The following is a 13,808-nucleotide window of genomic DNA, read 5'->3' on the forward strand; positions in this document are numbered from 1 at the left end:
GGCGGTGCTGGCACAGCCTGGGGCTAGGGTGACTTCGAGATCGATTGAAACGGATTTCGAAACATGTCCTTGCAAAGCGCCCATTCCGACCAGAAGCACCCATCGGTCACCGCCGCTGCAGCGCTGCGGCCTCGCCTCGAGCAGCGCATCGCGCTCGGCGACGAAATCCGGCGCCTGCCCGACGACACTATCGCCGACCTGAAGGATGCCGGTCTGCTGGCAGCGCTCATTCCAGCGCAACATGGCGGATCCGAGGTCACTCTCGATATACTCTTCGACATTGTTCAGGAGCTCGGTCAGGCCGATGGTTCGGTGGCCTGGACCTATGCGGTTCTCGCGGCCGGTAGCTGGATGGCTGCTGGCTTCTTTTCCGCAGCCGCCAGCCGTCAGCTCTACGGGAGCGCCAACCCGTCGACGGGGGCCGTGATGACGCCGTCCAAATTGTCCGCCGAGCAGGTGGATGGCGGCATGCTGATCCATGAAGCGCAGTGGAGCTTCAACAGCGGCATTCATCACGCCGGGTGGAACGTTATCGGCATTCCAACCTTCGGCGCCCATGGGGAGCCGGTCGATCTGCTGATCGGCCTTGTCCCCACCGAGCAGCTAACGATCGTCGATGATTGGGACACGAGCGGCCTTCGCGGCTCCGGCAGTTGCACGACCGTGGCAAAAGACCTCTTTGTGCCAAGCGAGCGCCTGGCGTCCTACAATAACCTACTGAAGGACCAGTTCCCCGAGGATCGCGCCAGCGGCGCGCCACTCTACAGCATGGCGGTTGCACCGGCTGTCGTTGTGCGCTTCGCCGCACCCGCGATCGCCATAGCGCGCGGCGCCCTCAACAAATTCCTCCAGCAGGCTCCGAACCGCCGCATCAAGCTGACGGTCTACATAGATCAGAGCGCTGCGGCTGTTACCCACCTCCAGGTCGCTGAAGCGGCAGCAAAGATCGATGCGGCCGAAACGATAACGCGGCGCTCGATGGCAGAACTGGAAGCAGCCGCAGCCAAGGGCCAACATCTAACTGTTGAACAACGCGCCAGAATTTGGCGAGACGCCAGCTTCGCGAGCCACCTGGCATGGGAAGCGACCGATCTGCTTGCCTCGGCATCGGGGGGCAGCTTCATTCGAACCTCAAACCCAATCAACCATGCCTGGCGCGACTTGCGGGCCCTGACCGCCCATGCCGCCCTGAACCTGACGACGGCGTTTGAGGCATTTGGACGGGTTCGCTTCGGATTGCCCTCCAACAATCCCATGCTGCCCGCGTGATCAGGCCGGACGGTTTCGGCTTGTGAGCTTGTGTTCGAACCCCTAAGTCGATCCGACCAGCTAAGAGGCCGACCAACCTATGTGATCTCAACCTGACAGCAATGCGATCCGTTTTGCCGCAGGGAAATCTATATCTATGTCCGCTTCGATTACGACGTTCGACCTTGGCTGGTCGACTCCGAAAGGCCAGCCGGTCTTCTCCAATCTCAATCTCAGCTTCAATGAAGAGCGTGTCGGCATTGTCGGCCGCAATGGTGTCGGCAAGACGAGCCTGCTCAAGCTGCTTTCCGGCGAACGAGAGTCCAGCACGGGCACGATCGCCGTGCGGGGAAAAGTCTGCATGTTGCGGCAAATCGTGCAGGTCGCGCCTGATGAGACCATTGCCGGGCTCTTCGGTCTCTCCGGCGATCTCGCCCTCCTCCGCAAGGCAGAGGAGGGTCTGGCCACGATAGACGAACTGGCCGAGGCGGACTGGACGCTGGAGTCGCGCATTGCGCAGGCATTCGCCCATGTCGGCCTTGATGCCACGCCTGACACCCTCCTGGCCGTTCTTTCCGGTGGTCAGCGCACACGCGCGGCAATGGCCGGCGTGCTGCTCGAAGAGCCTGATTTCCTGCTGCTCGACGAGCCCTCCAACAATCTCGATCGTGAAGGAAAGCGTGCTCTGATCGAGCTCCTCGGCGCATGGCGTGGGGGCGCGATCATCGTCAGCCATGACCGCGAGCTGCTTGAGACGATGGATGCTATCGTCGAGATGACGACGCTCGGCGCAACCCGCTACGGGGGAAACTGGTCCCACTATCGCGAACGCAAGGCTGTCGAGCTAGCGGCTGCCCAGCGCGATCTCGAATCCGCCGGACGACAGCTGGACGAGATCAAGCGCAAGTCGCAGGTCGCCGTCGAGCGCAAGCAACGCCGCGACGCGACCGGCAGCAGAAAAGGTGCCCGTGGCGACATGCCACGAATTCTCGCTGGTGCCCGCAAGGAACGAGCCGAGAATAGTGGTGGAGAGAATGCCCGGCTCGCTGAACGGCTGCGGCAGGAGGCGACCGCCGCGACGATCGCGGCGAAGCAACAGATCGAGCTGATCGAGACGATGGTCGTGAGCCTCGCCCCTACCGGTCTGCTCGCCAACAAGATCGTCCTGAGCATGCATCACGTCAGTGCGGGCTATGGCGGCTCCCCACCCATATTCCGCGACTTTTCCCTGACCGTCACCGGCCCCGAGCGGATCGCAATCGTCGGGTCCAACGGCGTCGGGAAGACGACCTTGCTCGACCTTATCGCCGGCCGGATGCAGCCGCTGACAGGCGCACTCACCCGGACCGCTTCCTTCGCGATGTTGGACCAGACCGCAGGCATTCTTGATCCCGCCTTGTCGATCGCCGAGAATTTCCGGGCGCTCAATCCCGCCACGGATGAACTTGCCTGCAGATCCGCGCTGGCGAAGTTCAAATTCAAGGCCGACGCGGCCCTGCAATCGGTCGGGTCGCTCAGCGGAGGACAAATTCTGAGGGCCGGCCTTGCCTGCATCCTCGGCAGCCCGAAGCCGCCCGAACTCCTGATACTCGATGAACCGACAAACCATCTCGACCTCGAATCGGTCGAGGCAGTTGAAGCCGGCCTGTCAGCGTTCGACGGTGCCTTAGTCGTCGTCAGCCATGACGAGGCATTCCTCGATGCCATATCTGCCACCCGCCGTATCATTCTGACCAGAAGCTCAACTTAGCGCCGCGCCACGATCAGGGATCCCTTTTCTGCCGGCGACAAGACGTGCAGGCTATTTGACGAGAAGCCAGCATCTTCCAGCAAGTCTGAAAACTCGACGCAGGTGAGCGTCTGCGTGCCCGTCTCGACCAGCAAGGTGAGCCGGAACGCCGCTTCGAACAGCGCCGGTGTCGTCTCCCGGGGATAGTCGTGAATGATCAGGACACCACCGGGGCGTAAAACACTTCCCAGGCGGCGAAAAATCCTTCGGTTCTCGTCGATGCTCATATTGTGGGCGACCGACAGGTAGAGCGCCAGGTCGTAGCCTTCTCCCCAGTCACACTCTCTAATATCGCCGTTACGGACGCTGATACGGTCCGCGAAACCTTCGTACGTTATGCGCGCGCTTGTGTCGGCAAGTGCCGTTTCCAGATCCACGATCACTGCCTGGAGTTCTGGAAATCGTCGACAAAAGGCCATGGAGTGCGTGCCATGGGAGCCTCCCAGATCGAGAAGCCGCAACGGGCGCGCCGGCAGTTCGCTCAAATCCACGAGGTCGGGAGCAAGGTGCTTTGCGAAGGCGTGCATGTACCGCGAAAACCGATCGCCGAGTTCGGGGCGCTCCGCCATCCGGTCCCAGAGAAGTTGCTTCGGGCCGCCTTGCCTAACGGCATCCGACAGGTCGTCCATTACGCTCCAGGCATCCGCTGTCCAATCGAGCCCCGCGCTGTAATCGACGATTCCGCGATGCGTGAACCATCGGATCATTTCCGATGTGTTCGCGATCATTCGACCATGACGCCTCAGATGTCCGCTTGCGACCAAGAAATCCGTCAGCCGCTCCATGCCGGCCGCGCTGGACCCCGCAGCCTCTGCCAACGACTGCACGTCCAGCGGGCCATCGGCCAACGCCTTGAAGACGCCCAGCCTTCCCGCCGCCGCAAGCGCGCCAGCGGTCATCATCGGGATGTAAGCGGCCATCATCGGGAGCGGTTCTGACTGGGCCGGCGGCGCGGTGCCGCGATCGGGCGCGGCGAGCACACCGTCTTCATCCTCTTTCCGTCTTATGACGCTGTCCATCTGGCGGTTACCTCGCTCGATACGTTGGCCGAGCAGTTGGGACGACCGCCGTGTCGGTAGCGTTTCAGGCGCGATTGCCTGTGTTGCCGCTGAAATGATGCGTAGATTCAAACACCAGCTTCGCGCGTCAATCCTCGGACTCCACATCTTCCCAAACCAGTATTTCGCCGGGCTGACATTCCAGGAAGCGACAGATGCGGTCGAGCGTACCGAAGCGAACTCCCTTCACCTTGCCCGACTTCAACAGAGACAGATTGGACTCGGTGATGCCGACATACTCGGCCAGATCCCTTGCACGCTTCTTCCGGAGCGCGAGCATGACATCGAGGCGGACAATGATCACGCGAGCCTCCTAGACAATCTGGTCGAGTTCTTCTTGGGCCAGGTTTGCTGAGGCCAGCAGGCGGGTGATCGGAACCAGCACCCCGGCGACCAGCAGCAGGAGCAGATCTGAACCGTCTACACGCGCTTGAAAGTCACCCGTTTTCTCGGACGCTCGCACCAAGAGCACCACCACGAGCGGCAGAATGCTGGTGGAGGCCGCCGCGATGAGCACGCAATAAGCGAATCCTTTCAGATTCTCGGTTGCGGCGGGAATCATTCGCCCCGCTCGCGAAAGCGTCCCTGTCGCCCGTATAAGATAAAAGAGGCCCACGGAGACCGCGACTCCCGACAGCAAGTCACATCCCAAAGTCAGCCGTCTGGAGGTCGCACTTCCATCGCCGGCCCCCACAGGCGCACCAAGCGCCGTCAGTTCCCTGCACAGTGCCCAAATTTCAGTCGCGGCCGTGCCGATCAGCACCAGGACCAAGGCGGTGCGCAGCCTGCCGGCATATCGCATGACGACGTGAGAACGCTGTTGAATCATCCGAAACTTTCTGTTTTACGAAAAGTAATTGCTGTTTTTATGAGGTAGCCCGGTTGTTTGGCAAGGTTCTCTCGCTCAAGGTCCACCTTGGGCGCATATGGTCTATATCCGCGACGGTTTCGATCGCGACGCTCTCGCCTCTCACTGCAACGGCGGCGCCACTGCCGCAAACCGTAACGCCCCTACATTATGACCTCGTCCTCAAGCCGGACTTGAAGGGTCTCACATTCTCAGGGGATGAGAAGATCGACATTCTGGTTCGTGCGGCAACCAAGGAAATCGTGCTCAACGCATTCCGGCTCGACATACGACAGGTCAGCTTGAGAACGCAGTCAGGATTGGATCTGGGCAATATCCAGTCGCGCTTCGATGAGCGCGACCAGACAATGCACCTGGCTCTGCAATCTGCAATCAAGCCCGGCCGCTACCGCCTCCTGTTTGCCTATCATGGTAGCATCCAGCAAAATGGGAGCGGCCTTTTTGCCCTCGATGAGCAGGGCAAACGCTATTTGTTCACGCAACTCGAGCCAGCCGACGCCCGCCGGCTCATGCCGTCGTGGGACGAGCCTTCCTTCAAGGCGACCTTCACGCTGTCAACGGTGGTTCCATCCGGCTCAACCGCAATCAGCAACACGCCAGTGACAAGCGATCGGACGCTTGACGATGCGCTCCACCGGGTGACCTTCGCGCCAACCCGGAAGATGTCGACCTACCTTCTCTTCCTTGCAGTCGGCGATTTCGAGCGACGTGTACGGGTGGCCGGCGGAGTCGAACTCGGCACCGTCACACGTCGCGGGGTTGCCCCACAAGCAGACTTTGCGCTCGACTCGGCGGCAAAGCTGCTCCCCTGGTTCAACGCTTATTTCGCCTACCGCTTCCCACTGCCAAAGCTCGACAATGTCGCAGGTCCCGGTGAGAGTCTCACTTATGGCGCGATGGAGAACTGGGGCGCCATATTCTCGTTCGAGCAAGACTTCCTGATCGATCCCCGAGCGGCGAGCGAACGGCAGCGACAACGCGTTTTCACGACCGTGGCGCACGAGATGGCGCACCAGTGGTTCGGTGACCTCGTGACGATGCGCTGGTGGGACGACCTTTGGCTCAATGAAGGCTTCGCATCCTGGATGGAGCAGGAGGCAGGGCGTCGGTTCCATCCGGAATGGAGCGCGGCTCTGGCCTTTATGCGCGGACGCGATCTCGCAATGGACGCCGATGCGCTCGACACCAGTCATCCTGTCGTGCAGCCGGTCAAGGACGCTGCGGAAGCACTGCAATCCTTCGATTTCATCACCTATTTCAAGGGTGAAGCCGCGATCCGGATGCTCGAAGCCTATGTTGGTCCGCAAGCCTGGCAGGCTGGATTGCGCACCTATGTCGCCCGTCATGCTTACGGAAACGCGACGAGCGCGGATCTATGGGCCTCGATGCGTGCCGCGTCCGGGCGCCCGGTGGACGCAATCGCGCACGACATTACGCGTATGGCCGGCTTGCCTATGGTGGAGGCGTCAGCAGTTTGCAGCAACGGACGCATGCTTGTGAGCCTGACCGAGAAACGCTTCCACAATGACGGTCGCAACGATCCGGGCCCGGGCTGGCATTTGCCCGTGTTTCTCGGTCATCCCGGTGTTACGCCCCAATTGGTAGTTCTCGACCGCGCCGCACAGGTTTCCATTTCAGGCTGCGGCCCGATCATCGTGAATGCCGGGCAGAAAAGCTACTTCCGCACCGACTATTCACCACCAATGCTCAGCGATCTTTCGAAGATTTTCCCAAAGTTGGATGAAATCGATCAGCTGGCACTCCTCAGCGATACCGCGGCACTTGGTCTGGCCGGCACGGCAACGCCCGCCGCCATGTTCGAATTGATTGCCAATCTCGGCCCCAATTCATCCGCCACGACCGTCAGTGATGCACTCTCACGCTGGGATAAACTCAACGGTTACGCGGAAGGAGACGATCAAGGCAGGCTGCGGCTACGCGACTTTGCCGAAACCGCATTTCTTCCCCGACTGAGTCGGCTTGGCTGGGCCGCTCGGCCAGGAGAATCGGCCGAGGATGCAAACCTTCGTGACCACTTGATTGCGACTCTCGGTGGCGCGGGCGTACCCGCTGTGATCGAGGAGGCCCGCCGCGAATTTGCGCGGACGAATGGCCCCATGCCGAGCCTTCCCATCCTGACTGCGGTAAGCCGCAACGCGACGCCGGCAGAATGGGAGCGCATCCGTACGATGGCGCTCGAGGAGACATCTCCCCAAATTCGCGCATCCCTATTTGAGATGCTGGGTCGAACTCACGATGACGCGCTCGCCACTCGAGCGCTCGAGCTCTCAATCACCGATGCACCCGGAGAAACGACCGGACCGCGCATCATTGAGGCCGTCTCTGTACTTCACCCCCTCGAGGCGCTCCGTTTCGCCATCGCGCATCGCCAGACCATCCTTCAGCGCCTCGACTCCTTTTCAGCGCCGACATTCCTCGCCGACCTCGCAAGCGGCGGCCACGATCAGGAAACGCTTAGCGCCGTCCAGGCCTATTGCCTCGGCGAGCAAGCGAGCGAGGTGAAAGATGCCTGCGCCACTTCCGAAGCCCTCATCCAAGGTCGGATTCGGGTTCGCAGGGCACAGATGCCGATCCTGTATTCATGGCTCGCAGCTCGAGGGTAGCGAAGGCGCAGAAGGATGCGCAGTCGGCCGCACGGTCGAGCTGGTTCTAACACGACCATGTGGTTCCGTTGCAACGGGATTTCCGGGAGACTCCGTTGACCGCTCGTGCCCCCTTTCACAAACTTCCACCCAAAATGGAGGCCGCACACATCGCACATCGTTCTGGTCCACGGATCCCGGTACGGCGGATGGTGCTGGGAGGCATTGCCCCCGCACCTGGAGCAACGCGGCCACGTGGTCCACCCCGTCAATTTGACCGGAATGGGCGCCGACCCTCGCGATCGATCTGCAGCGATGCATGCGTTGCTGCCGTGCGACCAGATCATTTCGCTAGCACTCGTCATTCCTGTCGCGCCCGAAGAATTGGCCAGAGCGATACACCGCCTGGCAGACGCTGACGCCTGACGGATAGCGCCGGCGACCTGCAAGCTCCCTGAGATGTTCGCGAGGTCAGGCGGCCAGAGCGGTCAACAGTCGCTCAGCCCTTGCCAGGTCCGAGTTATGCCCGGCCTGCCGAAACCCTGCGCTGGCAGTCTCGAGAATCGTCCGCGCATCGTCACGACGTCCGGCTGATGCCTGCAAATCGGCCAAATCCACGGCCGCCCGCAACTCCCAAGCCTTGGCGCCTTGCTCACGGGCGAGGAGCAAAGCGTCCTCCAAGGTTCCTTCGCTCGCTTCGACATTGCCTTCCCTGCGCTGGATCTCTGCTTTTGCACGCAAAAGGTCAGGGCTCGTGAAACGCTCTCCATTCGCCTCGCATCGCGCGATCGTCGCATCCACCAAGTCGTGCGCTTCCCGGAACCGATCGCCGAGCATCAAACCGCGGGTGAGGGACAGCGAGAAGGTGGTTGTCAGCAATTCGTAGCGAGCGGCCCGCAAGCGCGACAAGCTTTCCTCCAATGCTCCAAGCGCGGTGCTCGGGTCTCCGCGAAGGATGGCCAACTCACCGCGGAAACCGCCGGCTGCGGCCACATAAGGCCCGAGCGCATTCACTTCCGCGCAGGTTTTGAACGCATCCAATGCCTCTTCGGCTGCGTCCAGGTCACCCATCCAAGTATAGACCGAGAGCGCCCAAATGAGGGCGATGCACAAGGTTACGGGGTGCTCAAGCTGCGCCGCCTCGCGAACCGCATCACGCGCGACCTGGCCGGCACGTTCGGCATGTCCGGACAGCCACAAGGTGCGAGCGAGGGCTATCGCAGACCGGTTACGATGGTCGAACCCGTAGCGAACGGTGCGCGCCCGATCGGAGGGCGGGCTGTTCTGAAGGGACAGCTCCAGTTCGCGGCGCGCACGATCCAGATTCCCTTCGAGATGATGGGAGATGCCAGCCAACGAATAGGCGATCCCTAATGCTTCCGGCTCGGCGAGAACCTCAGCGACCTCGACCGCGCGCTGGGCATAGGAGGTGGCGACGTCATACTCGCCGATACGCTCGTGAAAAATGTGGAGACGGCCGAGCATGCAAAGCTGCGTCCAGCGATCATCAACCGCGGTGGCGACGTCGAGCGCACGCGTCAACGCGCTGCCGGCAGCAGCGCTGTTGCCGCGCGTGAACATCAGCGAGATCCCAAGCGCGCCCTGCAACTCAAGTTCGATCGATCCGCCGTGCTGCGCTTCATCAAGCTCGGTGAGCGCACGGGCGCACCAGGTCCGGCATTCGATCAGGTGCGAAAGGTTCAGAAAGACCGGCGAACTCGCGGCAGCCAGGCGAACCGCGAGTTTCAGATCGCCATCATGACCGAAGCTCCATTCGAGAGCACTGCGAATATTGCCCAGTTGCTGGCGCAGTGGCCTTGCGTCGTGAAGGACGTCGTCGTCCAGTTCCGCAGCTGCCTCTAGCTCGCTCAGGAAGAAGCTCGCATGGCGCCGTGCCGCTGCATCGTAATGCTCCGGCCCGCGCTTGCGCAGCCTCTCTCTTGCATAGGCCCTGGTCATTTCCAGCAGCCGATAGGTACCGCCGCCACGCGCGCGCGTTGTCGCGATCAGTGATTTGGAGGTGAGTTCGTCGAGCGCGACAGCGACCTTGTCCGATCCAATTTCGGAGTCAGCAGCCACCTCCAGGGCGGCGTCGATCGAGAACGGCCCGACAAAGATGGCAAGGCGCTCGAGAACCGCCTGTTCGACGTCGGACAGGAGATCGTAGCTCCAGTCGAGCGTGGCTTGAAGAGTCTGCTGGCGGGGCTGGGCTGTCCGTCTTCCCGGCCATCCAAGACTGAAGCGTTCGCCAAGTTGCCGCGCTGTGGCTGACAGCCCGTGCGTCGCCACCCGAACCGCTGCAAGCTCGATGGGCAGCGCCATTCCATCCAGACGCTTGCACATGCTCGCAATGATGCGCGCGGACTCTTCGTTGACTTCAAGCGAGCTGTCCGCAGCGGCGGCGCGCTCGCAAAAGAGCTGCACGGACGAATACGCCAGCAGTTCCTCAAGCGACTTGCCAGCAGGATTATCGGGATAGCTTAGCGCGTCGAGACGATGGACATGTTCTCCACGAACACGCAGCGGCTCGCGAGAGGTGGCAAGGACGCGGGCATTGGGAGCTTCATCGAGGATGCGCTCCACGATGTCGGCCGTCGGGGCAATGACATGCTCGCAATTGTCCAGGATGAGCAGGAACCTTTTGTCGCGGATATGCCCGAGGATGACCGCCAAGGGGTCCTCACTTTGCACCGATATTCCCATCGCGCCGGCGATCATCGGCTGCACCACAGCCGGGTTTTCGAGCATGCCGAAGTCGACGAATGCGACTTGATCGTGGAACTCCGCGACGAGCTCGTGGCCGATCTCGACGGCAAGTGAGGTTTTGCCAACGCCGGCAGGACCGACGATCGTAAAGAGAGGCGTATCGGATACGCGATCGATCAGGAGCTCGACGTCCCGTTCGCGGCCAATCAGCCGCGGTATGCGAGGCGGCAGATTGGGCGCGCTTGCACTCGACCACGAACTGATATCATTGATCCCCGACACGATCGACGACACCGGGTCACCCGCCGGCCCCAGCTTCTCGAGCGGCGCGACAAAGGCATAGCCGACGCCAACTTGCGTAGCGATATATCGCGCGCCGTCCGCGCCATCGCCCAGCAGCTTGCGAAGACCGGCCATGTGAAACCGAAGACTGCCATCCTCGACGACGACATCAGCCCACACTCGTTGCAGAAGCTCGCGCTTCGACAAGACCTGTCCAGGCTGCTCCGTGAGTGCCACGAGAAGGTCGAAGGAGCGCCCCCCGATTTCCACCGGCTCCCCATCTCTGGTCAGCAGCCGTTCGGCGGGCGACAGGCAGAATGGCCCAAAGACCGTGCGTTCCCCCTGAATCATGCCGTTGCCATTCGCCACAACTTCACCGCTTTCTCATCGTAGTCTTCACCGCCGTTTCCGCCACAGCCGGCTCGTTCAGCGAAACGCGGAACGATCGCTACAGCGCGAACGCGCTTCGGCCGTGCTCCAGCTAGACTCGCACCCGCCGATTCCGACCGCATCTGAAGCGCGGACGATAGCGATTCTTGAATCTTCGTTCCAGTTCTTTTGTGTCATTAAGTGCAGCAGATCGCAGCCTTCCGAGGTGCAACGCGATATCCATGTTTTCGATCTCCAAGAGGGCTCGCGTTTTGCGCGCCTGCTCGGTTGCCCGTGCCAGCTGGAGCACGGCGGCGGCGAACGTTTCCGGAGTCTCCCTGAGGAAGATTGTGATCTACCCGGCCGCGGATCAGGCGATGCTCGCCACGGCCTGTGAAGCACGCCGTGGGGCGGCTTGCGCCGCGACAAACGCCAACAAAGCGCGGCGATCCCGATCGCGGTGGGCAGCGTCATGTTTCAGCCCTCGTAACAGGAACGAAGTCTGTCGAGCAGCTGAGCGAGCGCCATTGCCGCAGTTCAGCCATACGTGCTGCATCCATCCTCTCGGCACGTTCATAGGCGTCGCTTCCCAGCACGAGGCGCAAAGGTGGGTCGGACAATTGCGCGAGGCGGAGGACCGCTTGTGCGGCCCTGACCGGATCGCCCGGCTGGTTGCCATCGTAGAGACGCTGACGTTCGGCGACGCGGCCGACTGTGTCCGCATAGGCAGGGTCGCCATCCTCGATCATGGTGGACGTGCCGGCGAAGTCGGTTCGGAAACCACCCGGTTCGACGATCGTCACCCTAACACCGAACGGCCGCAACTCCTCCGCGAGCACCTCAGAGAATCCTTCCACACCGAACTTGGCGGCCGAATAAGGACCCCGCCCGATCGCGGCAGCGCGACCACCGATCGAAGAGAATTGAATGAACCGACCAGCGCCCTGTTTCCGGAAGAGCGGAATGACGGCCTTGGAAACGATGATCGTGCCGAACAGGTTGGCCTCGATCTGCTCGCGAAAGCTCTCGAGGTTAGTGTTCTCGATGGGCGCCACATTGCCATAGCCGGCATTGTTGACCACGATGTCGAGCCTGCCAAACCGCATAGTTGCCATCGTAACCGCCGATGCGGCCGCATCGGCATCCGTAACGTCGAGCGCCGTTGCCAGTATCTGCGCGGGATAGCGCGCGACCAGTTCGTTGAGCTGTTCAGGCCGACGTGCCGTGGCAACCAAATTATGTCCGGCTGCAAGAACCGCTTCCGCCAGTGCGCGGCCGATGCCGCGAGAACTCCCAGTGATGAACCAAGTCGGTGCCACGGCGCGATCCCTTCGTGTTGCGAAGGCTGGACATATGCTTAAAGCTTGATCCCGATAAGAGACGCGATCATCATCATACCATGCCGAAAAAGGGGATAATCAGGGCTGGACGCCTCCTTGAACTGGAAGCGGTCGCTGCGGTCGCCCGCCACCGCAGCTTTCGTCGGGCCGCGCTAGAAGTAGGTTTGTCGACGACTGCGCTCAGTCGCACTGTCGCTGCGCTCGAAGAGCGGCTCGGCATCCAGCTTTTCATGCGCACCACGCGAAGCGTAGCGCCGACGCCAGCCGGCGAAAGATTCATTGGGCGGGTGGTGCCCGCTTTGGGCGAGATCGGCGCAGCCCTCGACGACGCTGCGGATCAGCGTGACACACCGAGCGGCGCTATCCGTATCAACTGCTCCTCTGGTGCCGCACGCCGCGTCATGGAGCCGCTGCTGCTCCCGTTTGCCGCTCGCTACCCGGACGTCACGATAGAACTCGTCACCGAGGGAAGGCTGATCGACATCGTTGAGCAGGGCTTCGATGCAGGTATTCGCCAGTGCGGCTCAGTTCCTGCCGACATGGAAAAGGTCCAGATCGCGGGGCCAACTCGGTTCGTCGTCGTCTGCTCACCCGCCTATTTGGCCGGCCGAGAGCCGCCGCAGCACCCGATGGACCTCGAACAGCATCGCTGCATCAGGATCCAACTCGCCAGCGGTTTGCCCTATCGCTGGGAGTTCTTCAATGGCGGCAGCGGTCTGGAGATTGACGTTTGTGGGACGTTGCTCCTCGACGATCCATCACTGATGCGCCGGGCTGCGCTGGCAGGAGCGGGGCTCGCCTACCTAGCGGATTGGCGCGTCGCCGACGATGTGGCGGCGGGAACGCTGATCCCTCTTCTGTGCGATTGGATGTCGGAAGAAGACGGATTGTACCTCTATCATCCGAGCCGCCGCCATCCCTCAGCGGCGCTGCGCGCCCTGATTGCGGCAATCGACGATTTGCAACCACCGGGTTAGCCTCTCCATCCCCGGATTGCGTACGTTTTTGGCCATCCCTCAAGATTGGGCGGTTCGTAGCACGCAGTTTTCGCCAACTATCCTGTTACGGGTCTTCGCGCTTCAAGCGGGGACCAGAACAAAGGTCTGCGCTTTTTGCTTCGATGCCTCTAATCGGCAAGCCAAAGTCGGCCAGTCCCTTGTCTCTGGCCGCAGCGCGATCAACCAAGATAAGTTCGGTTGTGGGCTGAGGTCAGCCGAAGGTGAAGACGTACGCGCGCACACCGGGCCTCGAGAATTCGATCGTGACCGTCCGGTCGCCGATCTCGCGTGTCTGACGGACGAGCTGATAGAGCCGGTCGGCCTTCACCTCGCCCCAACCCGCGGCGTCAGTGTCGGTCCCATGATCAACGCCAGGCGCAGCGCCGTCCAACGTGACGCGGAATCGGATAGGGAGGCCATCCGCCGCACCACCAAGGACCAGATGCGTATCACGGGCGCGAATGCGCGGCGACTGACAGGATGCGAGCGTAGCGACAATCAAGATGAGAATCGGTTGTTGGGGTGTCGGTGAAGGGCGGAGGGCGTA

10 protein-coding genes and 1 pseudogene are annotated in these 13,808 nt (G+C 61.7%); 5 read left to right on the forward strand and 6 right to left on the reverse strand.

Features of this window, described 5'->3' with window-relative positions; translation table 11 throughout:
• Positions 1 to 63 precede the first annotated feature (63 nt).
• On the forward strand, positions 64 to 1,269 hold the full coding sequence (locus tag K7W03_RS08530; protein ID WP_222886041.1) for an acyl-CoA dehydrogenase family protein: 1,206 nt from the start codon (positions 64 to 66) through the stop codon (positions 1,267 to 1,269).
• Positions 1,270 to 1,405: 136 nt separating this feature from the next.
• Positions 1,406 to 2,998 carry an ABC-F family ATP-binding cassette domain-containing protein gene (locus tag K7W03_RS08535; protein WP_222886042.1) on the forward strand — a complete coding sequence of 531 codons (1,593 nt, stop codon included), beginning with the start codon at positions 1,406 to 1,408 and terminating at the stop codon, positions 2,996 to 2,998.
• Here K7W03_RS08535 and K7W03_RS08540 read toward each other — a convergent pair.
• From K7W03_RS08540 to K7W03_RS08550, 3 genes are all read right to left on the reverse strand, one after another.
• Positions 2,995 to 4,056 (reverse strand): SAM-dependent methyltransferase, encoded by a 1,062-nt coding sequence (locus K7W03_RS08540; RefSeq protein ID WP_222886043.1) that lies wholly within the window; start codon positions 4,054 to 4,056, stop codon positions 2,995 to 2,997. The genes K7W03_RS08535 and K7W03_RS08540 overlap by 4 nt on opposite strands.
• A 127-nt stretch (positions 4,057 to 4,183) precedes the next feature.
• Entirely contained in the window at positions 4,184 to 4,399 is a 216-nt protein-coding gene (locus tag K7W03_RS08545) for a helix-turn-helix domain-containing protein (protein WP_222886044.1), read from the reverse strand.
• A gap of 9 nt (positions 4,400 to 4,408) precedes the next feature.
• Positions 4,409 to 4,924, reverse strand: coding sequence for a hypothetical protein (locus tag K7W03_RS08550; protein WP_222886045.1), 516 nt, complete (start codon positions 4,922 to 4,924; stop codon positions 4,409 to 4,411).
• A 53-nt stretch (positions 4,925 to 4,977) separates the two neighbouring features.
• Here K7W03_RS08550 and K7W03_RS08555 point away from each other — a divergent pair, with 53 nt between their 5' ends.
• Together K7W03_RS08555 and K7W03_RS28315 are read left to right on the forward strand one after the other, a co-directional pair.
• A complete protein-coding gene (locus K7W03_RS08555) occupies positions 4,978 to 7,587 on the forward strand; it encodes a M1 family metallopeptidase (protein ID WP_222886046.1) in 2,610 nt (869 codons plus the stop codon).
• Between the two features lie 105 nt (positions 7,588 to 7,692).
• Positions 7,693 to 7,992, forward strand: coding sequence for an alpha/beta fold hydrolase (locus K7W03_RS28315; RefSeq protein ID WP_413469321.1), 300 nt, complete (start codon positions 7,693 to 7,695; stop codon positions 7,990 to 7,992).
• A 45-nt stretch (positions 7,993 to 8,037) separates the two neighbouring features.
• Here K7W03_RS28315 and K7W03_RS08560 read toward each other — a convergent pair whose 3' ends face one another.
• Both K7W03_RS08560 and K7W03_RS08565 read right to left on the reverse strand, forming a co-directional pair.
• Positions 8,038 to 10,905 carry an ATP-binding protein gene (locus K7W03_RS08560; RefSeq protein WP_226869915.1) on the reverse strand — a complete coding sequence of 956 codons (2,868 nt, stop codon included), beginning with the start codon at positions 10,903 to 10,905 and terminating at the stop codon, positions 8,038 to 8,040.
• 488 nt (positions 10,906 to 11,393) lie between these two features.
• Entirely contained in the window at positions 11,394 to 12,242 is an 849-nt protein-coding gene (locus K7W03_RS08565) for an SDR family NAD(P)-dependent oxidoreductase (RefSeq protein WP_222886048.1), read from the reverse strand.
• An 80-nt stretch (positions 12,243 to 12,322) separates the two neighbouring features.
• On the opposite strand from K7W03_RS08565, the gene K7W03_RS08570 reads away from it, so the two are divergent.
• Positions 12,323 to 13,240, forward strand: a complete 918-nt coding sequence (locus K7W03_RS08570; RefSeq protein WP_222886049.1) for a LysR family transcriptional regulator — start codon at positions 12,323 to 12,325, stop codon at positions 13,238 to 13,240.
• Positions 13,241 to 13,472: 232 nt separating this feature from the next.
• Here K7W03_RS08570 and K7W03_RS08575 read toward each other — a convergent pair.
• A pseudogene (locus K7W03_RS08575) lies at positions 13,473 to 13,808 on the reverse strand (hypothetical protein); the annotation flags it as partial.

It is taken from the genome of Sphingobium sp. PNB (assembly GCF_019873065.1).
Taxonomy (GTDB): Bacteria; Pseudomonadota; Alphaproteobacteria; order Sphingomonadales; family Sphingomonadaceae; genus Sphingobium; species Sphingobium fuliginis.

Bases quoted from the DNA above. Each gene is read 5' to 3' on its own strand.
- K7W03_RS08550 (WP_222886045.1), bottom strand. From the start codon at position 4,924: ATGATTCAACAGCGTTCTCACGTCGTCATGCGATATGCCGGCAGGCTG.
- K7W03_RS08560 (WP_226869915.1), bottom strand. From the start codon at position 10,905: ATGATTCAGGGGGAACGCACGGTCTTTGGGCCATTCTGCCTGTCGCCC.
- K7W03_RS08570 (WP_222886049.1), top strand. From the start codon at position 12,323: ATGCCGAAAAAGGGGATAATCAGGGCTGGACGCCTCCTTGAACTGGAA.
- K7W03_RS08530 (WP_222886041.1), top strand. From the start codon at position 64: ATGTCCTTGCAAAGCGCCCATTCCGACCAGAAGCACCCATCGGTCACC.
- K7W03_RS08540 (WP_222886043.1), bottom strand. From the start codon at position 4,056: ATGGACAGCGTCATAAGACGGAAAGAGGATGAAGACGGTGTGCTCGCC.
- K7W03_RS08535 (WP_222886042.1), top strand. From the start codon at position 1,406: ATGTCCGCTTCGATTACGACGTTCGACCTTGGCTGGTCGACTCCGAAA.